General features: G+C 57.7%; 20 protein-coding genes. 9 read left to right on the forward strand and 11 right to left on the reverse strand.

Going from position 1 to position 18711, the window contains the following annotated elements; genetic code table 11:
* Complete coding sequence (locus tag GEV37_RS02240; protein WP_227388543.1) at positions 1 to 996, reverse strand: DUF1852 domain-containing protein; 996 nt, start codon at positions 994 to 996, stop codon at positions 1 to 3.
* Between the two features lie 346 nt (positions 997 to 1342).
* Between GEV37_RS02240 and GEV37_RS02245 the strand changes: the two genes are divergently transcribed.
* The 4 genes from GEV37_RS02245 to GEV37_RS02260 all read left to right on the forward strand — a co-directional run bounded on the left by GEV37_RS02245 (position 1343) and on the right by GEV37_RS02260 (position 3316).
* Complete coding sequence (locus GEV37_RS02245; protein ID WP_227388544.1) at positions 1343 to 2137, forward strand: helix-turn-helix domain-containing protein; 795 nt, start codon at positions 1343 to 1345, stop codon at positions 2135 to 2137.
* Between the two features lie 52 nt (positions 2138 to 2189).
* Entirely contained in the window at positions 2190 to 2645 is a 456-nt protein-coding gene (locus tag GEV37_RS02250) for a carboxymuconolactone decarboxylase family protein (RefSeq protein WP_227388545.1), read from the forward strand.
* 44 nt (positions 2646 to 2689) lie between these two features.
* Complete coding sequence (locus tag GEV37_RS02255) at positions 2690 to 2896, forward strand: YrhK family protein (RefSeq protein ID WP_227388546.1); 207 nt, start codon at positions 2690 to 2692, stop codon at positions 2894 to 2896.
* A gap of 168 nt (positions 2897 to 3064) precedes the next feature.
* A complete protein-coding gene (locus tag GEV37_RS02260; protein ID WP_227388547.1) occupies positions 3065 to 3316 on the forward strand; it encodes a type II toxin-antitoxin system Y4mF family antitoxin in 252 nt (83 codons plus the stop codon).
* Positions 3317 to 3343: 27 nt separating this feature from the next.
* On the opposite strand, the gene GEV37_RS02265 is transcribed toward GEV37_RS02260, so the two are convergent.
* Positions 3344 to 4246, reverse strand: a complete 903-nt coding sequence (locus GEV37_RS02265) for a LysR family transcriptional regulator (protein WP_227388548.1) — start codon at positions 4244 to 4246, stop codon at positions 3344 to 3346.
* A 2-nt stretch (positions 4247 to 4248) separates the two neighbouring features.
* Between GEV37_RS02265 and GEV37_RS02270 the strand changes: the two genes are divergently transcribed.
* The 3 genes from GEV37_RS02270 (at position 4249) to GEV37_RS02280 (ending at position 6490) form a co-directional block, all read left to right on the forward strand.
* The gene (locus GEV37_RS02270; protein WP_227388549.1) at positions 4249 to 5193 is read left to right on the forward strand and encodes an SDR family oxidoreductase; all 945 of its coding nucleotides are present in this window, start codon (positions 4249 to 4251) and stop codon (positions 5191 to 5193) included.
* Between the two features lie 406 nt (positions 5194 to 5599).
* Positions 5600 to 5863 (forward strand): hypothetical protein, encoded by a 264-nt coding sequence (locus GEV37_RS02275; protein ID WP_227388550.1) that lies wholly within the window; start codon positions 5600 to 5602, stop codon positions 5861 to 5863.
* 15 nt (positions 5864 to 5878) lie between these two features.
* The gene (locus GEV37_RS02280; RefSeq protein WP_227388551.1) at positions 5879 to 6490 is read left to right on the forward strand and encodes a pseudouridine synthase; all 612 of its coding nucleotides are present in this window, start codon (positions 5879 to 5881) and stop codon (positions 6488 to 6490) included.
* 353 nt (positions 6491 to 6843) lie between these two features.
* Here GEV37_RS02280 and GEV37_RS02285 read toward each other — a convergent pair whose 3' ends face one another.
* The 5 genes from GEV37_RS02285 to guaB all read right to left on the reverse strand — a co-directional run bounded on the left by GEV37_RS02285 (position 6844) and on the right by guaB (position 12610).
* Positions 6844 to 8031 (reverse strand): DGQHR domain-containing protein, encoded by a 1188-nt coding sequence (locus tag GEV37_RS02285; protein ID WP_227388552.1) that lies wholly within the window; start codon positions 8029 to 8031, stop codon positions 6844 to 6846.
* A 2-nt stretch (positions 8032 to 8033) separates the two neighbouring features.
* Positions 8034 to 8555, reverse strand: a complete 522-nt coding sequence (locus GEV37_RS02290; RefSeq protein WP_227388553.1) for an AEC family transporter — start codon at positions 8553 to 8555, stop codon at positions 8034 to 8036.
* A gap of 12 nt (positions 8556 to 8567) precedes the next feature.
* Positions 8568 to 9362, reverse strand: a complete 795-nt coding sequence (locus GEV37_RS02295) for a DNA adenine methylase (protein WP_227388554.1) — start codon at positions 9360 to 9362, stop codon at positions 8568 to 8570.
* Between the two features lie 94 nt (positions 9363 to 9456).
* Entirely contained in the window at positions 9457 to 11034 is a 1578-nt protein-coding gene (guaA, locus tag GEV37_RS02300; RefSeq protein ID WP_227388555.1) for a glutamine-hydrolyzing GMP synthase, read from the reverse strand.
* 106 nt (positions 11035 to 11140) lie between these two features.
* On the reverse strand, positions 11141 to 12610 hold the full coding sequence (gene guaB, locus GEV37_RS02305) for an IMP dehydrogenase (protein WP_227388556.1): 1470 nt from the start codon (positions 12608 to 12610) through the stop codon (positions 11141 to 11143).
* Between the two features lie 153 nt (positions 12611 to 12763).
* Between guaB and xseA the strand changes: the two genes are divergently transcribed.
* The gene (gene xseA, locus GEV37_RS02310) at positions 12764 to 14104 is read left to right on the forward strand and encodes an exodeoxyribonuclease VII large subunit (RefSeq protein ID WP_227388557.1); all 1341 of its coding nucleotides are present in this window, start codon (positions 12764 to 12766) and stop codon (positions 14102 to 14104) included.
* A 68-nt stretch (positions 14105 to 14172) separates the two neighbouring features.
* Here the strand turns inward: xseA and GEV37_RS02315 are convergent, their stop codons facing one another.
* Genes GEV37_RS02315 through GEV37_RS02325 form a run of 3 tightly spaced genes read right to left on the reverse strand, consistent with a single transcriptional unit; the run spans position 14173 to position 16512 of the window.
* Complete coding sequence (locus tag GEV37_RS02315) at positions 14173 to 15354, reverse strand: DUF3618 domain-containing protein (RefSeq protein ID WP_227388558.1); 1182 nt, start codon at positions 15352 to 15354, stop codon at positions 14173 to 14175.
* The gene (locus tag GEV37_RS02320; protein ID WP_227388559.1) at positions 15351 to 15788 is read right to left on the reverse strand and encodes a phage holin family protein; all 438 of its coding nucleotides are present in this window, start codon (positions 15786 to 15788) and stop codon (positions 15351 to 15353) included. The genes GEV37_RS02315 and GEV37_RS02320 overlap by 4 nt, the downstream gene beginning before the upstream one ends.
* A gap of 49 nt (positions 15789 to 15837) precedes the next feature.
* On the reverse strand, positions 15838 to 16512 hold the full coding sequence (locus GEV37_RS02325) for a hypothetical protein (protein ID WP_227388560.1): 675 nt from the start codon (positions 16510 to 16512) through the stop codon (positions 15838 to 15840).
* A gap of 534 nt (positions 16513 to 17046) precedes the next feature.
* Between GEV37_RS02325 and GEV37_RS02330 the strand changes: the two genes are divergently transcribed.
* On the forward strand, positions 17047 to 17901 hold the full coding sequence (locus GEV37_RS02330; protein ID WP_227388561.1) for an SDR family oxidoreductase: 855 nt from the start codon (positions 17047 to 17049) through the stop codon (positions 17899 to 17901).
* Positions 17902 to 17991: 90 nt separating this feature from the next.
* On the opposite strand, the gene GEV37_RS02335 is transcribed toward GEV37_RS02330, so the two are convergent.
* Positions 17992 to 18594 (reverse strand): TetR/AcrR family transcriptional regulator, encoded by a 603-nt coding sequence (locus GEV37_RS02335; RefSeq protein ID WP_227388562.1) that lies wholly within the window; start codon positions 18592 to 18594, stop codon positions 17992 to 17994.
* Positions 18595 to 18711 lie beyond the last annotated feature (117 nt).

Consider the following 18711-nt stretch of genomic DNA (forward strand, 5'->3'; position numbering starts at 1 on the left):
TCATACCGGGGCGCCGGCGGTCCAGCGCTCGAGCACCGCCTGGTAGGGCTTGATGAAGTGCTCTTCGGCAAACTTGCCCTGCTCGGCAGCAAGTTGGCTGCGCTCTTCGCGGTCGTAGACGATCCGGGTCAGCGAGTGGTCCGGATTCTTCAGGTTCGGCTGGTAGACGTTGCCTGCCGCCGCGTTGGCGTTGTAGATCTCCGGGCGGTAGATCTTCTGGAACGACTCCATGGTAGCGATGGTGCCGGCAAGCTCCAGGTTGGTGTAGTCGTTGAGCAGGTCCCCGGCGAAGTAGAACGCCAAGGGCGCCGCGCTTCCCGCCGGCATGAAGTAGCGCACCTCGAGGCCCATCTTCTTGAAGTACTGCTCGGTGAGCGACGACTCGTTGGGTCGGTACTCCACGCCCAGCACCGGATGGCGGTTCTCGGTGCGGTGGTACACCTTGGTGTCCGACACGCTCAGGCAGATCACCGGCGGCTTTTCGAACTGCGCCCGGTACTCGGCGGAGCCCACGAAGCGCTTGAACAGGTTGCCGTGCAGCACGCCGAAGTCCTCCGGCACGCTGAAGCCCGCCCGATCCCTGTTGTGAGCCGGCAGGCGCACGCTGAAGTCATAATCGCGCACGTAAGAAGAGAAGTTGTTGCCGACGATACCCTCGATGTGGCGGCCGGTGCGGGTATCCACGAAGCGGGTCTTGAGGATCTCGATGATCTGGAACGGCGCACCTGCGCTTTCCGCGTCACTCTCGCCGCCTACGGCCATGTCCACGGAGACGATATCCAGCTCGACGCGGTAGCGGTTGCCTTCCGGGTTGTCCCACTGCACCAGCGCGTTGAAGCGGTTGTTGATCATCTCAAGGGTGTTGCGCAGGTTTTCCTGGCGCTTGTCGCCCCGAGCCAAGTTGGCGAAGTTGGTGGTAATGCGCGTATTGCTCGACGGGCGGTACTCCTCGTCGAAGCGAATCTGCTTGATGCTGAAGGCGAGATCACTGCTCATGGTCACCTGACTCCCGTCGTTAAGTCCGATATTGCTGCTCGCCTCGTGCCGTCGTTACCGTTGGGGCAGTCGGCGAGCGTGTAGAGGGTTTATACCGGAACCTAACCATGAACAAAAATGTCTTTATTTCACCTCATGATGAGAGAAACTCATATTCACGATTGTGGGTGTTCGGGTGGCGTTTCTGGTCTAAGGTCCGAGTCAGGGCAAAGCACGTCGACTTCAGCTTTTACCCTGCCAGCCCTGACGGGATCGACATCCTTCAACCTGGCACTAAACGACTCTTCTAACGCTATAGGCGGGTACGTTGACGAGTCATCATCAAGACACATCAGTGGTTAACGCCATGACCGAGTTCATCTTGCCGAGCAACGCTCGCTCTCTCAATCTGCGGTATCGCTCACCAGACAAGCGCCTGGAGTCATGGGTCCAGTGCCTTTGGTCAGTGGGCGGGGCAATATCTTTAACCGATCCCCAAACCGAGAAGTTTTACCCTGATGCCGGGGCCAGCCTGAGTATCAAGCTGGCCCGTTCTCGTCCTGTCGTTACACTCTGTTTCAACACAACCACCCTGATAGACACCCTCGATACCACCGTTCCTTGCCTAGGTATTCGCTTCAGGGCCGCCGGCGCTCACTCCTTGCTGGGCTTATCCCCGGAGGCATTCACCGATATAGAGTGCCACCTGGATAACGAGCTGGTACCGCTAGGGTTAGTCCCTGTCGTGGAACGACTCTATTCATTGGATGCTCAACAAGGTTTGAATTTGCTGGAAACGTGGCTGCTGCATCGTCTTGAGCATCAGCCACCTCTCAATGGCCGTATCACCAGAATTGTTCAAGCCATTGGAGCACTTCATCTTCCTCCCCAAGAGATAGGCGCAACGCTAGGGCTGACTCGGCGTACGCTGGAGCGTCAATTGAAGCGTGAGGTAGGCGTTACCCCTGGCCAACTAGTGGCCTATGCCCGACTGGACCGCGCCCGCCATGCCCTACTTTCCACGACGCTCCCCCTCACGGACATTGCCCTGCACTGCGGCTACTACGATCAGGCGCACTTTACCCATGCCTTTCAATCACTCACCTATGAAACACCTGCCGCGTATCGCAAGCGCAAGTTGTCGCAAATTTACAAGGCATAGATAGACCTCGAGATTAAGCTGGGTTCTCCACTTATTCATTGGAGTACGCCGCATGACTACTCGTATATCTCAATCCTCGGTCTATCGCCTGGGTCCTCGCCTGGTCAAGCATCTAACGGCATTAGGCGATGTTGCTTCAGATTCCACGGTCAATCCCTCGATCATCCATCTAGTCAACCTGCGGATTTCACAGATCAATCATTGTTGCTTTTGCCAGTACATGCATTCCCAAGAGGCGAGAGACGATAACGAGCATCAGGCTCGCCTGGACGTATTGCCTGCCTGGCGTGAGGCTCCTTGCTTCAGCACCCAGGAACGCGCTGCCCTGGCCTGGGCAGAAGCGCTGACCCTGGTTAGCCAACACCCGGTGAGTGACGACGACTATCAAAATGCGCTAGCGGCGTTTGGTGAGCAAGGACTTATCGACCTCACCACCATCGTTGTACAGATGAATAGCTGGAATCGTATATCAGTCGGTTTTCAGTTTTCACCGGACATCGATATTTGAGGTTTGAAAGCCGCTTACACAACTTTATTGGACAAGGAATACCAATGAATAAAGAAAAAGTGCGACCCTCTCAGCTTCCCAATCTGCTCGGCCTTTTATCGAGCTTATGCTTCTTTTTCGGTAGCTTTTTATTCCTTCCCGCCTTCTCAAGCTATGCCACTGTGGGTGTATGGTGTTTTGTCATGGGCTCACTGATCATGTTCGTCATTTATTTAATGCTTATCATAGGTTCTAGCAAACACGGCGATTAATTGAACCAAGGCTTGATGTCCGTATTCACGGTTTGACGTAGGCGCCACCTCACGGGCAACGCTGGCACCGCTGAGAACGGCCTTTCGTGTCGGGCGCAATCGACGGGCATGTGTTGCCACTATCGGGCATAGAATTACCGAACGGTAACCAATAATAGGCTCGCGACCATGGCTACGCTCCCTTCCCAAAGGATCATTCGTCAAAGCGAAGAGCTGGGCGAGTTAGTCCGTCAACTACGCAATGAACAAGGCTTGTTGCAGATGGATTTAGCCGGCCTTGCGGGCACTGGCAACCGCTTTATTGTCGACCTGGAACGGGATAAGCCTACCCTTCAGCTGCAAAAGGTGCTGGATGTATTGGATCTGATGGGGCTCGAGGTAATCGTGAAGCGCAAAGGAGCTAATCGCCATGGCGAGTGATGTCTGATCGGCTGGCTCTTCTTCAATCTATTTATTAGAGGCGCCTAATTCGCGCATTAAATCAATAAACGCCCGCAGGCAGGGCGGCACGTGACGGTTGTTGGGATAGTAAAGGTGTAACCCGGAAATCTTGGGGCACCACTCCTCTAACACAGTGAGCAGCGTTCCATTCTGCAGGTAGGGCTGCGCATAAGGTTCGGGTACATAGGCAATCCCCAGCCCATCCGCGGCGGCTTCCACCATTAACTGGCTGTTGTCCAGCGTAAGCGCGCCGGATACGTTGACCGCTATCTCCTGACCGTTTTTCTGGAATTCCCAGCGGTAGAGTTTTCCGCTAGGCAGCCGTTGGCGTATACAGTCATGCTGGGCGAGTTCATCGGGTGTGAAGGGGGCCGGTTTACCCTCTAAATAACCAGGCGAAGCCACCGCTAAAAACCGCATTGACTCCCCAACCGGCATGGCGACCATGTCCTTGGGTACCGTCTCTCTCAGTCTGACGCCTGCATCGAAGCCCTGCTCGACAATATCGACCAACTTGCCTTCGGCCACCAGGTCCAGTTCCACACCGTCATAACGCGCCAAGAATGCCGGCACCACTCGCTGTAACAGCAGGCGGATGGCCGCTTCGCTGCCGTTGATGCGCAGTCTGCCCGTGAGCTTACCTCCATGGCTTGCGGCCTCTTCCAGCAGGGTATCCAGCTCTCCCAGTAGTGGTCCCAGGCGTAGCAGCAGGCGCTCACCGCTTTCGGTCACCGAGACGCTGCGCGTGGTGCGATGTAAAAGCCGCGTGCCCAGCCGGCGCTCCAGACTGCGCAGGGTATGGCTTAACGATGATCGGCTCACACCCAGCAAATCCGCCGCACGGCGAAAGCTCTGATGTTCGGCCACGGCCCTGAAGGCCTTGAGATCGGTCAGCGTTGGTTGGCTCATTGGTGAATCACCTTCACTACTTCGTCCCGATTGTTGAGTATTCTCTTGCCAGTATTGCTGGCCTAGCCTATCTCCTGCAACGCCCCATTCATCAGCAGGAGAGCATCATGGCGAAAACATGGCTCATTACAGGTACCTCGACCGGCTTTGGCCGCCTATTGACCGAACAACTGCTCGAGCGCGGGGATCGCGTGATCGCTTCGCTGCGGCGTGACGGCCCGCTGGATGATCTATTGGCCCAACACGGTGAGCGCCTGCAGGTCATCAACTTCGATGTGACCGACACGCGCGCCATGCAAGAGGCCGTTACCCAAGCGTTTGCTAAAGCAGGCCACATCGATGTAGTGGTCAGCAACGCCGGCTACGGCGTGTTTGGCGCCGCCGAAGAGGCGACGGATGAGCAGATAGAGCGCCAGATCACCACCAACCTGACCGGCTCGATTCAGTTCATTCGCGCGGTGCTGCCGCATCTGCGCCGGCAAGGCGGCGGGCGTATCGTGCAGGTGTCCTCGGAAGGTGGGCAGATCGCCTACCCCTGCTTCAGTCTTTATCACGCCAGCAAGTGGGGTATCGAAGGATTCGTCGAATCCGTCGCTCAGGAAGTCTCCCCCTGGAATATCGACTTCATTCTGGCCGAGCCCGGCCCCACCGCGACCTCGTTCGCTGCTTCGCTGGACCAAACAGCGCCCATGGCGCTTTACGAAGACACCCCGGTCGGCGAGTTTCGCCGCGCCCTGGCCTCGGGCGAATTCACCATCAAGGGCGATGCGCTCAAGACCGTTAACGCCATCATCGACGCCGCCGATATGGCAACCCCCCCGCTGCGCCTGGCATTAGGCAGCACGGCTTACGACTCCATCCACCATGCGCTCGAACAGCGGATGAGTGAACTGGAAGCGAACAAAGCGCTAACGCTGTCGGCCGACAAGGATGAGTTCATCGAATAGCGTGTACCTTCCACGCAGGGGAAAATAAGCCTTTGGATATGCTTGATCGGCTCAGGCCATGAGCCGATCAAGGCTGGTATTTAGCTCATGCAGGGGACTCAGCGAGCTGACAACGTAGGTGAGAAAGGGGCGAAGCCGGTACGTGTACCAATCAGGTACTCGCCACTGCGCTTTGAATATGCCCCGGCGTGGCGCGGGCATCCTGATGCGGTGAGCCTCTCACCTTCCCTATCGCTTCCGGCAGGTTCACGAAGGCGATAGCGCCAACCGGACAACCAGGCTGACACAGGAGACATGCTTAGCCCGACACGAAGTCCTCGCTCGTTTACACTAGCGCGACCGCCTTTAGGATGAGCTTTTCTCACCACGTTGACACCCAGCCCCTTCCCCACCTGGGATGCACCTCATGTCCATTGCCCAACACCCTTCGAAGTTGAGCCTGCCTCAGGTCAATCCCGGTGTATCGACGGTGCTGGAGTATCTGCTGCTCAAATTTCCGGCCATTAGTGATGCGACATGGCGTGAGCGCATGGCCAGCGGCAAGGTGCATCGCGATGACGGTAGCTGGATTACGCCGGCCTCATTCTTCAAGCCCCATCTTCGTGTGTTCTATTATCGCGAAGTCGCAAGCGAGCCGCGCATTCCCTTCGCCGAGCATGTTGTCTATTAAGACGAGCACATTCTGGTGGCCTACAAACCCCACTTTCTACCCGTCACGCCCGGCGGGCGCTACGTTAACGAGTGCCTGCAACAGCGGCTGCGACAAAGCACGGGGATCGAAGCGTTGCAGCCGGTGCATCGTCTGGATCGAGTGACGGCAGGGCTGGTGCTTTGCTCGCTCAATCCCGAGACCCGCGCGCTGTATCACCAGCTGTTCAAGTCACGACAGATTCACAAAACCTATCAGGCCATCGCCGAGGTAGACGGCGCTACGTCATGGGTGGGTCGAGAGTGGGAAGTAAGAAATCGCATCGAGCCAAGCGAGCAGCGCTTTCGCATGCGGATCACCGAAGGCGACGCCAACAGCTACTCGGTGATCCGCTGCGTGCAGCAAAACGGCACCCGTGCACTGTTCGAATTACACCCCGTCAGCGGGCGCCGCCACCAGCTACGCCTGCACATGCAGTCACTCGGCTGGCCGATTTTGAATGACCGCTACTACCCGGTGCTGCAGCCGCTCTCGCCGGATGACTATATGCGCCCTTTGCAGCTGCTCTCCAAGGGGTTCGAGTTCACTGATCCCGTAACACATGAGCATAGGTGCATTGAATACGATGGCGACCTGACGCTTGAATAGCGCGGCGTTATTACTCCCTATCCTTGACTCTTCGCAGTATGCCTCGAACCAGCCCGTGTTGTTCAGTTAAGCCCGCCTTTTGCGCGCTTTCATGATGGGCCTCATAACCTCGCGACGCGCCATGATTGCGGCGCTAAGCAAACTAAAGGGAGTACCGACTTACTCTCCGCTTGGGCCGATACTCTATCCATCAGCACGCGCGTCAAACGCCCATTGACGTAACCAAAGAGATGTAGCGTGAGCAGCCAAAATGAGCTATTCACGCACCAATGAGCGTATCGAGATATTCCGAAGGATCGGGTAGTCTTCAATAGTATGCGTTTGGTTCTTGAGACCGCCGTCCTTATTTCTCATTAAAATAATTTTCTTTGATCTCTATTCTTTATTCCTTTTTCTAACAGGTGCTTGTATAGCAAGCCAGCTCCTGAGCTACCAGGCAAATAAACCTCGCTATTAAAGTCGGAATCTACTAAATCAATACGATTGAAGATACCCAAATATTCTTCAACAGAAACAACTCTAGGTTCTTCAACTATTTCCAAGAAAGCATCTTTTAAAAACCTAATCAAAGCATTAAAACCTGTGGTCTTGTTTAAGATCATGCCCTGTTCGTTACTTTCCCAAGCCTGTCCCCACCTCAAGCGAACAGCATCAAAATAGTTACTAATATTTAAAAATATGTAAACTGGTTTTTTATTTCTATAAAATGTTACAAAAATCCTATTTTTCCAGTTCTCAGAAGGTTCACGTTTGTGCGAAAACCCTAAAATACTTTTACTTCTTTCCTTTTCTTGGCCACTAGGCAAATGTCTTAAGATACCATTAACAACAGTAGCCTGTGCTAAAGTTTCATTATCAATCCCTGGAGTTCTTTTACCTAGCCTCTTTATTTTTCTAAAAAAAGGGCCAGACTTGTTTAACTTTTTTTCAAGAACTTGTTCGTCATTATTTAAAGCAACAACTACATCATGTGCAACCTTAAAAGGGCTATCTTCTTTCGCATAGTCTAACAAATCATACATCAAAGACTTATTAACTTTTGTTTGAGCCAAATTTACGCGAGAAAAAATTTCAGCCTGATCAGCGACATCTGCGCCTACAAAAATTGAAACATTTACTTCAAACGGCTCTTTATCATCACTTCTTTTTTCAAGTCCCGCTAGTCTGTGCTGACCGTCAATAACAAAAGCAGACTCCTCTAAAGGAATTGATTTCTCACCTTCACCACCTTCATACTTATCAATAAGCAATTCTAAAAGGCTGGGGCAATTAGCTATTTCCCTTAGTGAAACACAACGCTCATCTACTGCTAATATTATTGAAGTTGGAAAGGTGGCGTAATCAAGATTTACGTATTCTCTTAAAGATTTAAGACGACTAGGAGAAAGTTCACGCTGAATTCCGGCAATACTGCCCGGATTACCTTCTGAAAACTCTCTAACATCTACGGTGGCAATTTCCAAAAGATCTCTACTATCTATTGCGCCAATATAGAATTCACCTATAGGCTGCTGTACTCGTAAAACTTTTAAAATTTTCATAGTTAATTTCCTTGAGCCATTTTGTTTCTTTCGTTCAATATATTTTTAGCTCTGTCCTCAAAATTGTTTTTTGGAATACTAGCCCTAGATTTAATTAGCAAAAAAAGCCAAAACAGCAAAACGATAAAGTATAAAAAAAAGCCAAAAGTAGTAACACTTGAATACAGCTCTTTTGAAAAACCGTTACTTTCAGAAAGTATATAACCACAAATCAAACTTGGCAAAGCACACAATATTATAGCGCAAAAAAACCAGCATCCATTTAGCTTTTTAAAATTAGTAACCAAAAGTGCTGCAATTGCTCCACACAAACCTAATACTGGTAAAGTTATTTGCCCAGAGCTCCAATATGATAAAAAAACACTCGTAAAACTATAGTTTTGAAACTGATCATTTCGATCAGCTAGAGGAATAGCAATTAATGCTACTGGTAAGAAGGTAAAGAGCACCATAAAAATAGCTTCTGACAGAGATTGCCAAATAGGATTTATTTGAAGCTTTTTTAAAAAATTTGTTTTTGACATAAACTCCTCTACTTACTCAAACAAAAAAAGGGACTCACTTGTAATTTTTCGAAATGCTGACTTCCCAGAAATCCTTGAAAATCTTTCCAAAGACTTTATCTTAGCAATATCGTTATAAAGCTCATGCAGGCTGGAATGATCGGCATTAGTTAAAATCACTTTAGCTCCTCTATCTAAAGCTAAAGAAATACATTTTTTCAATCTTACTTGATCGTCCCAACTAAAAATTTTTTGATTATATTTTAGAAAACCATTTAGATTATGAGCAGTTGTATATGGAGGATCCAAAAATATTAAGTCACCATCTCTAGCTTGACTCATAGTATGCTCAAAATCATTAGCAGAAACATCAGCACGGCTCAAAATATCACTAGCCATTTTAAAATCATCATTATCCATAATAACTTTATTTTTCGTGCCAATAGGCACGTTAAACTGCCCTTTACTATTCTCTCTATACAAACCGTTCCAGCAAGTTCTATTTAAATATATAAATTGAGCTGCCCTAGTATGTTTTGTTAGCCTCTTCCGTGACCTCTCTTGATAATAAAATTCTCTAGAATGCTTTTTTTGTAATCTATAAAGTTCATTCTGAACTTTTTTCCAATCATTACGAATTGCCTGATACACTTCTATTAGTCGAACATTCAGATCTGATAAAATCGCTGCATCAGGTTGCAAATGAAAAAATACTGCTCCACCACCTAAAAAAGGTTCGATATATCTACCGGAAAAGCGTGGAAGCGAAAAAGCAGAGTCCGAAACAAGCCATCTTTTACCTCCAGCCCATTTAATGAATGGTTCCAAAATAAGTCCCTACAAAACTTGGCTTTAATTGAATTTGATTTTTTTGTAAAAAAGCCCACCTAAGCGGGCTTTGAATAATCTTATATACTAACAGTCATTCCCATTCAATAGTAGCCGGCGGCTTACTACTGACATCATAAGTCACCCGCGACACCCCTTCCAGCTCATTGATCACCCGATTGGACACCTTCTCCAGCAGCTCGTAGGGCAAGTGCGCCCAGCGGGCGGTCATGAAGTCGATGGTTTCTACCGCGCGCAGGGCGATGACCCATTCGTAGCGGCGGCCGTCGCCGACCACGCCGACGGATTTGACCGGCAGGAACACGGCAAACGCCTGGCTGGTTTTCTCGTACCAGCCGGCGGCGCGCAGTTCTTCGATGAAGATGGCGTCGGCTTCGCGCAGGATGTCGGCGTACTCTTTTTTCACTTCGCCCAGAATCCGCACGCCCAGGCCCGGCCCCGGGAAGGGGTGGCGGTAGACCATGTCGTAGGGCAGGCCGAGCTCGAGGCCGAGTTTGCGCACTTCGTCCTTGAACAGCTCGCGCAGCGGCTCGACGAGCTTGAGCTTCATGGTTTCCGGAAGGCCGCCCACGTTGTGGTGGGATTTGATCACGTGGGCCTTGCCGGTCTTGCTAGCGGCGGATTCGATCACGTCCGGGTAGATGGTGCCCTGGGCGAGGAACTCGACGCCGTCGATCTTGCTGGCCTCTTCGTCGAATACGTCAATAAACGTGTTGCCGATGATCTTGCGCTTGGCTTCCGGGTCGTTCTCGCCTTTGAGCTTGCCCAGGAACAGGTCCTCGGCGTCGACGCGGATCACCTTCACGCCCATGTGCTGGGCGAAGGTTTCCATGACTTGGTTGCCTTCGTCCTTGCGCAGCAGGCCGTTATCCACAAACACACAGGTGAGCTGATCGCCAATCGCCTTGTGGAGAAGTGCGGCGACCACGGAAGAATCCACGCCGCCGGAGAGGCCGAGCAGCACGTGGCGGTCGCCCACCTGCTCGCGTACGCGCTGTACCTGGTCTTCGATGATCTGGGCCGGGGTCCAGAGCTTCTCGGCTTTACAGATGTTGAGCACGAAGTGCTCGAGGATGCGCTGGCCCTGCAGGGTGTGGGTCACTTCCGGGTGGAACTGCACGCCATAGAACTGCTTCTCTTCCCAGGCCATGGCGGCAATCGGGCAGCTCGGGGTGGAGGCGGTCACGGTGAAGGTGTCCGGGGCCTTGGCGACCTTGTCACCGTGGCTCATCCACACGTCGAGCAGTGCCTTGCCGGATTCCGCGTCCACGTGATCCTTGATGCCGTCGAACAGGGCGTTGTCCGCGTCGATCTGGATCTGGGCGTAGCCGAACTCGCGCTGCTGAGAGCCTTCCACCTTGCCGCCGAGCTGCTCGGCCATGGTCTGCATGCCATAGCAAATGCCGAAGACCGGAAGATTCATCTCGAACACGCACGCGGGGGCGCGCGGGGACTCAAGCTCCGTGACCGACTCCGGCCCGCCGGCGAGGATGATGCCGTTGGGGTTGTACTCGCGGATCTCCTCTTCGCTGATGTCGAAGGCGCGAACCTCGGAGTAGACGCCGATCTCGCGCACGCGGCGGGCGATGAGCTGGGTGTACTGGGAGCCGAAATCGAGAATCAGGATCTTGTGGGCGTGAATGTCGGTCATGGCGGTATCTCTCAAGCAGTGTAGGCGCAGCCGCTAAGGCGTTGACAAGAGCTGTAAAAAGCAAGCGACGGGCCTGTGCCCGCCGCCGTGATTCTGAACCCCGGGGTCAGCTCACCCGGTAGTTGGGGGCTTCCTTGGTGATCTGCACGTCGTGCACGTGAGACTCGTTGAAGCCGGCGCCGGTGATCTGCACGAACTCCGGCTTGGTGCGCATCTCGTTGACGTCGCGGCAGCCCGTGTAGCCCATGGAAGCGCGCAGCCCGCCCATCAGCTGGTGCACGATGGCGCTCATCAAGCCCTTGTAGGGCACGCGGCCTTCGATGCCTTCCGGCACCAGCTTCTCGGCGCCGGCGTTCTTGTCCTGGAAGTAGCGGTCCGCGCTGCCCTGGCTTTGCGACATCGCGCCCATGGAGCCCATGCCACGATAAGCCTTGTAGGTACGGCCCTGGTAGAGCTCGACCTCGCCCGGGGCTTCCTCGGTGCCGGCCAGCAGGCCGCCGACCATCACCGCACTGGCGCCGGCGGCAATCGCCTTGGCCAGATCGCCGGAGAAGCGCACGCCGCCGTCGGCGATCAGCGGAATGTCGTACTCCTTGAGGGCAGCGGCGACGTTGGAAACCGCCGTGATCTGCGGCACGCCCACACCGGCGACGATGCGTGTAGTGCAGATCGAGCCCGGGCCGATGCCCACCTTCACGCCGTCGGCGCCGGCTTCGGCCAGCGCCTTGGCGGCGGCGGCGGTGGCGATGTTGCCGCCGATCACCTGGATGTCCGGGAAGTGCTCCTTCACCCAGCTGACGCGGTCGATCACGCCCTTGGAGTGGCCGTGGGCGGTATCGACGATGATGACGTCGACGCCGGCCTCCGCCAGAGCGGCGATGCGGTCCGGGGTTTCCGGGCCGGTACCCACGGCGGCACCCACCAAGAGGCGCCCGTCGCTGTCTTTCGCGGCGTTGGGGTAGGTGCGGGCTTTCTCGATGTCCTGGAAGGTGACCAGGCCGCGCAGGTGGAAGGCATCGTCGACGATCAGCATTTTCTCGATGCGGTGCTCGCGCATCTTGGCCTTGCTGGTCTCGAGGTCGGTGCCCTCGGAGACCGTGATCAGCCGCTCGCGCGGGGTCATGATGTCCGCCACGCTGTCGCCCACGTTGGGCTGGAAGCGCATGTCACGCTCGGTGACGATGCCGACCAGCGTCTCGCCTTCCACCACGGGAAAGCCGGAGAAGCCGTATTCGCGGGCCATGGTGAGCAGGTCTTCGAGCTTGGCGTTGGGGCCCACGGTGACCGGGTCCTTGACGATCACGCTCTCGTGCTTCTTGACCTTGCGGACCTCGGCGGCCTGCTGGGTGATGCTCATGTTCTTGTGGATGATGCCGATGCCGCCTTCCTGGGCCATCGCAATCGCCAGACGCGCTTCGGTCACCGTGTCCATGGCGGCGGAAACCAGCGGAATGTTGAGCGTGAGATTGCGGGTCAGGCGGGTTTTGAGGCTGACGTCCTTGGGCAGAACGTCGGAGAAGCCAGGAACGAGGAGAACGTCATCGAACGTAAGCGCTTCTTGGGCCATACGTAGCATAGCGGCAACACCCATGGAAAAGTGGGAAGATGGGGCGTGGTAGTTAATCGACCATTATAGCGTTTTGAGGGGTGCGCCAGCAATGCGGCATCATGGCATGGCCTCTGCGCCCCACTTACCTAGCGCAACTTGCCATCGAACCGAGACGAGCCCATGTCAGACGCAGCCAAAGCCCTTTCCGTCAGCGACCTCAACAAGCATGCCCGCCAGGCGCTGGAGCGCGACCTGGGCGAGGTGTGGGTCGAGGGGGAGCTTTCGAACGTCTCCAAGCCCGCCTCCGGGCATATCTACTTCACCTTGAAGGACGACCGCGCCCAGGTGCGCTGCGCGCTGTTTCGCCAACGCGCGCGCTTCGTGGCCGCGCCCCTGCGCGATGGCGATCAGGTGAAGCTACGGGGCCGGGTGTCGCTGTTCGAGCCGCGTGGCGACTACCAGCTGATCGCCGAGGCGGTGCAGGCGGCGGGGCTTGGCGAGCTGCTGGCCGCCTTCGAGCGTCTGAAGGCGCAGCTCGAAGCCGAAGGCGTGTTCGCCAACGCTCGCCCCCTGCCCTACCCGCCGCGCAAGCTGTTGATCCTGAGCTCCGCGACCGGGGCGGCGATTCGCGACGTGCTGGCGGTCCTGAAAGCGCGCTGGCCGCTGGCGGACGTGACGCTGATTCCCGTGCCGGTGCAAGGGGCGGAGGCCGCCCCTGCGATGATCGCAGCCCTCGGGCTTCTGAACCGCCAGGCGCGGCTCGACCCGGCTCGGGATGCGATCCTGATCACCCGCGGCGGCGGAAGCCTGGAGGATCTGTGGGCGTTCAACAACGAGCACCTGGCGCGGGCGATCTTCCACTCGCGGCTTCCGGTGATGTCCGCCGTGGGCCACGAGGTGGATACCACGCTCGCCGATTACGCCGCCGACCTGCGCGCCCCTACCCCTTCGGCGGCGGCGGAGCGGCTGGTGCCGGATGGCCAGGCCCTGGTGCAGGCGCTTGCCCGGCACGAGGCGCGGCTGGCCCGCGCCATGCAGGCCCGGCTCGAACGCGACAGCCAGCGCCTGGACACCCTGCGCGCGCGGCTGCGCCACCCGGGCGAGCGCCTGGCTCAGCAGCGCCGCCACGTGGACACCCTCGCTCAGCGCCTTCACCGCGCCGCCCGGCTCGCCCTGACCCAGCAGCAGCACCGCGTGGCCCAGCTTTGCCGGCGGATGGAAAGCCAGGACATGGCGCGGCTTCACCAGGGCGAGCAGGCGCGCCTGACGCAGCTGTCGCGGCGGCTGGAAGGCGCCATGGCGCGCGGCCTGCACGATCACCGCGCCCGGTTGAGCAGCGCCGCGCGGGAGCTCAATGCCATAAGCCCCTTGGCGGTGCTGGGTCGGGGCTACGCCATCGCTCAGGATGAGGCCGGGCAGGTAGTGCGCAGGGCCAAAGACGTGACTCCAGGCCAGGCGCTATCGCTGCGCTTGGGAGAAGGCCGGTTGAGCGTCGAGGTCAAGCGTCGCTATCAAAAGTAGCGCCCGGCAGAGGCCGGGCGCAAAGGGGGCAAGCATCTTGCCAGCGTTTTAAGATCAGCGCTTTGAGATCAGCGCTTGGGCGGCTCCAGAGTGTCGTCGCCCTGGGTGTTGCCGGAGGGGGTGTCGGAGTTCGCCAGGCCGTGCTCGTTGCGCCGGGAGTCCTTGTCGTGGGGCGTGGGCTGGTGGCCCGGGTGGCCGCTCTGGCCGGAGGGGGCATTGTGGCCCGGCATCGCCTCGTCGGAGTAGCGCATGTGCTCGCTGTCGGTGTCGCTGGGCGTGTGGCGCGGGTCGTGCTCCTGGCGGTGCTCGTCCTGCTTGTGGGTCTTGTCCATGTCGTCTTTCATCTTCTCGGTCCTTTCGTGAAGTGCGTGCTGCATCTTGTCCGCCTGCTCGTGGCCGCGCTCGGCGGCTTCGCTCATCAGCCGGTCGCGGTACTCACCCAGGGCGGCGTCTTCCCTACGAGTAGAAGGTAGGAGGCCGCCGAGCGCGGCGCCAATCGCGAAGCCCAGCGCACCGGCCACCAGCGGGTGCTCCTGAATGAAGTGGCTGGTCTGGTGGCCGGCGTCCCGGGCCCAGCGCGAAGCGTCCTGCGCGCCGTGACGCGAGGCGTGGTAAAGATGCGATGTACCGTCGCGCATGTCGTCTCTCCAGTGGTGCGCCCGCTCGCCGAGGTGATGCGCCTTGTCGGCCAGGCGCTCCTTGAGGCCGGGGCCGTGCTCATCCATGCCGTGGCCGAACCCCGGGGGTTCGCGGTGGTGGCGTTCGTCGAAGGCCGGCGGGTGCGAGAAGGCGCTCGGCGGGGGCCGCCGCGAAGGCTCGGCGGCAAGGCCTGCGTCCAGCCCCGCCGCGTGCCCGCCGCCGAAGGGCGCATGGATGTCGTCACCGGCATGGCGGCCGGCGCCGATGTCGCGCGACCGGAACACGTCATCGGTCGGGCCGCTGTGCGGGTAGGCTTCGGAGTTGGCGAAGTTGCCCGACGGCCGTGCGTCGCCGCGCTGGGCGGTCAACAGCCAGCCAAGGCCCACGCCGGTGACCAGAAACGGCACCGGGTTCTCCTTGATGGTGGTGCCCAGATTCGAGAAAAACTCGTTGGCGCCGCCATGGCGCAGGTAGTCGTAGGAGGCGTTGAGCAGGCGCTGGGGGGAGAAGCGCTCCTCGAGCTCGTTGAGGGTGGTGTCCAGGCGCTCGCGGGAGCGATGGATCTCCTTCTCGATCTCCTCTGGGCTGCGCTGCTCGTCGTGATGGCTCATTTCAACTCCTCCTTGACGTGGCGACGGTGCTCGTCGGCCAGCGCCTTGTCGTCCTTGAGACTCTGCAGGGTGCGTCGGGGCGCCAGGCTCTGCGCCTTGATGCGGTTGAGCCCGGTGCCGAGCATGATCATGCCGATCAGCGCTACCACCGCGCCGACGATCACGGCGGAAAGCCAGGGCGTCATCTCCGGCGGGAGCAGGTCGTTGAGCAGAAACACCGCGGCGGCCAGCAGGACCAGAAAGCCCGCGAAGATCACCGCGCCGGCAATGGCGATGGCCGCGATGGCCGTGAGCGCCTGATGGGTCTTTTCCGAGACCTCCGCCTTGGCGAGTTCGGCCTCGTTGCGTACCAGGCCGGTGAGTTCGCGGGTGAGCGTCGTCAGAAGCGTACCGACGGACGACCCCTGCGTCGTGCTTTCGTGCTGTGTATCCATGGAAACCTCGTGCGTGCTGACAAGGTGAGGGACGAATGGCCACGTGGCCCTAGCGGATCGGCCGGTCGGGGTCGTCGGGCGTCAGGGAGTCGTTGCCGGTGCGCGGCGATGTCGACGGGCGCTCGAGCGCGCCGCCGTAGGCAGGCTGCACGCCGTCAAACGACGGGTAGCCGGCGCTTTCGGGACGCGTGGCGCTGCGCGCGACCGGCGGCTCGCCCGGTGCGTGCCGGGAGGCGTAGCGCGAGCCGGCGGCGTTGATGTCGGTGGCGTACTCGCTGGCCTGGCCGTGATCGTGGCTTGCCGAGCTTCGCAGAAAGCGCGCCACCAGAAAGCCCGCGGCAATCGCCCCGCCGATGAAGATGGCGGGCTCGCGGCGGCTGTAGCGCTCGGCATCGCGGCACAGGTGCTTGAGGTCCTTGTCGCGCAGCTGGTGCGAGACGCTGTCGGCGTAGTGCGCTGCCTTGCGCGCCTGCTCGGAGAAGAACGGCTGGTGGTGGCGGTCGAACGCCTCGGCGGTGGTATTCATCACCTCGGTGAAGGTCGCCGCCTGACGCGAAAATCTCTGGCGCTGGCTATCGTAGAGGTACTCGGCCTGATGCTCGGCGGCGTCGTAGACATCGCGCGCCGCGGCCTGGCCCTGCTCTTTCAATCGGTGGGTGTCGAGTCGCTCGTGTTCGTGGCGCTCGCCGTGGGTATCGCGGGAGTACTTGTCCTGGTCGTTCATCAACGGGATCCTCCATGCGTCATCCGCCCTGGCCTGCTGGGCAGCATGAACGTTTGGCGTCTATCCAAGACGCCGCCTCTCCCTACGTCGAGTACGAAACCTGACTTTTTTAATTATGGTACTGCTTTAATTATGGTACGGCATGAAATGATGCTGCCATTGATGAACTATAGCGACGCGCGGGTAACTGTCAATTTAAAAACCGATTTATAAAAAATGATTTAAAAATAATAAAAAATCAGTTAGTTACATTAATCATATTTAATATTGAAACTTCTTGACCGACTTTATTGATACCTCTTTTTCTATTTCGATTATTTTTGATATTTTTTAAGATCCTGTTTAACCCTGCTTAATAGTTCAATCAATTCCTGAGGTTCGCTTGCACAATCGAGCGCGCCGTTCCCGATTCGATGCGCACGCTCTGCCTTTATCGCCCTGGGCCGGTTTGGCCCCTCTCGTGACTCTCGACTAAGGTGAACAGACGGCGGCCCGGAGACGGCCGACTCTCGTCAGACACAAGGAGTGAAGGCCATGAGCGAGCAACAGCAGCCCCCGCAGCATCAGGACAAGCAGCCCGGCGACGAGCACGCCATGCGCCCGGCGCCAGAGTACATTCGCAACAATTATCGCGGCGCCGACAAGCTGCGCGACAAGGTGGCGATCATCACCGGCGGCGACAGCGGTATCGGCCGCGCCGTGGCAGTGCACTACGCCCGCGAAGGGGCGGACAGCGTGATCGCCTACCTGGAGGAGGACAAGGACGCCGAAGAGACCAAGCGCCTGGTGGAGGCCGAAGGCCGGCGCTGCGTGCTGATCAAGGGCGACGTGGGCAAACCAGCATTTTGCCGCGAGATCGTGCAAACGGCGCTGGAAGCGTTCGGCAAGATCAACGTGGTGATCAACAACGCCGCCGAGCAGTACGACTGGGACGACGTCACCGACATCCCGGACGACCAGCTCCAGCGTACCTTCGAGACCAACCTGTTCAGCCACTTCTACCTGGTCAAGGCCGCCCTTCCGCACCTGGGCGAAGGCGACACCATCATCGCCACGTCCTCGATCAACGCCTTCAAGGGCAACGATACGCTGATCGACTACACCGCCACCAAGGGCGCGATCCAGGGCTTGGTGCGCTCGCTCTCGATGGCGCTGGTGGAGCGTGGCATCCGCGTCAACGCCGTGGCCCCGGGGCCGGTGTGGACGCCGCTGATCCCGGCCAGCATGGATGATGAAAAGGTAGCGAACTTCGGCGGCCAGGTACCCATGAAGCGCGCCGGCCAGCCCAGCGAAATGGGCCCCGCCTATGTCTATCTTGCAAGCGAGGACTCTTCCTACATGAGTGGCCAGACGATCCACCTCAACGGTGGCGTGATCCTGAATACCTGAAATACGAAGAAGGGAGACAGGGGGCGGCCCGCAGGCCGCCCTTTTCATGCAGTGCCCGCGAAGGCAGCGGGGCGTCTTCGGTCGGGCCGCTCAGGCTTCTTGGCTGGGCGAGCCCACCAGCACGTACTCGAACAGGATCGTCTCGAAGTGCTCCATGGGCGTCGGCGACTTCAACGTCTTGGCGCGCAGCATCGCCCCCTGCCAGCCGGTGAGGACGAAGCTCGCCAGCGCCTCTATGTCGGCGCCGGGGGCGAGCAGCCCCTGGTCCCTGGCGGCGGCGAGACAGGTCACGAAGCGCTGCTCCCAGCGCTGGAACACCTGGTTCAGCGCATCGCGGAACACGTCGCTCTGCCCGGAAAGCTCCTGGCCGAGGTTGCCGATCAAACAGCCCGTGGTGTGGTCGCACTGCTGCATATGGGTGCGCCCCTGGGCGAAGTAGCGGCGCAGCCGCTCGAGGGGATCGAGCGCCTCGTCTTCGAGCAGCGCGGTGAGCGCCTCGGCGTAGTCGCTGGCGAAGTGCTCGATGACCGCCAGCCCGAACTCTTCCTTGCTGGCGAAGTAGTGGTAGAACGACCCCTTGGGCACGCCGCAGGCGCTGAGCACCGCATTGATTCCCGTGGCGTTGTAGCCGTTCTGGGCAATCAGCTCGGCGCCGGTGATGATCAATTTGTCTCGGGTCGCGATGTTTTTCATGACGTTCGGGCCTGTCGATCGAATACGGTATTCACACGGTATTTTTATCGTGAGAGCAAGTCGTCGGGTGTCAGGAGCGCCCGGTTGCACGCTCTTTACACATTGCTTGCCTAATCA

Origin of the sequence: Vreelandella malpeensis, assembly GCF_020622355.1 — a bacterium.
In the GTDB taxonomy this organism is placed as follows: domain Bacteria; phylum Pseudomonadota; class Gammaproteobacteria; order Pseudomonadales; family Halomonadaceae; genus Vreelandella; species Vreelandella malpeensis.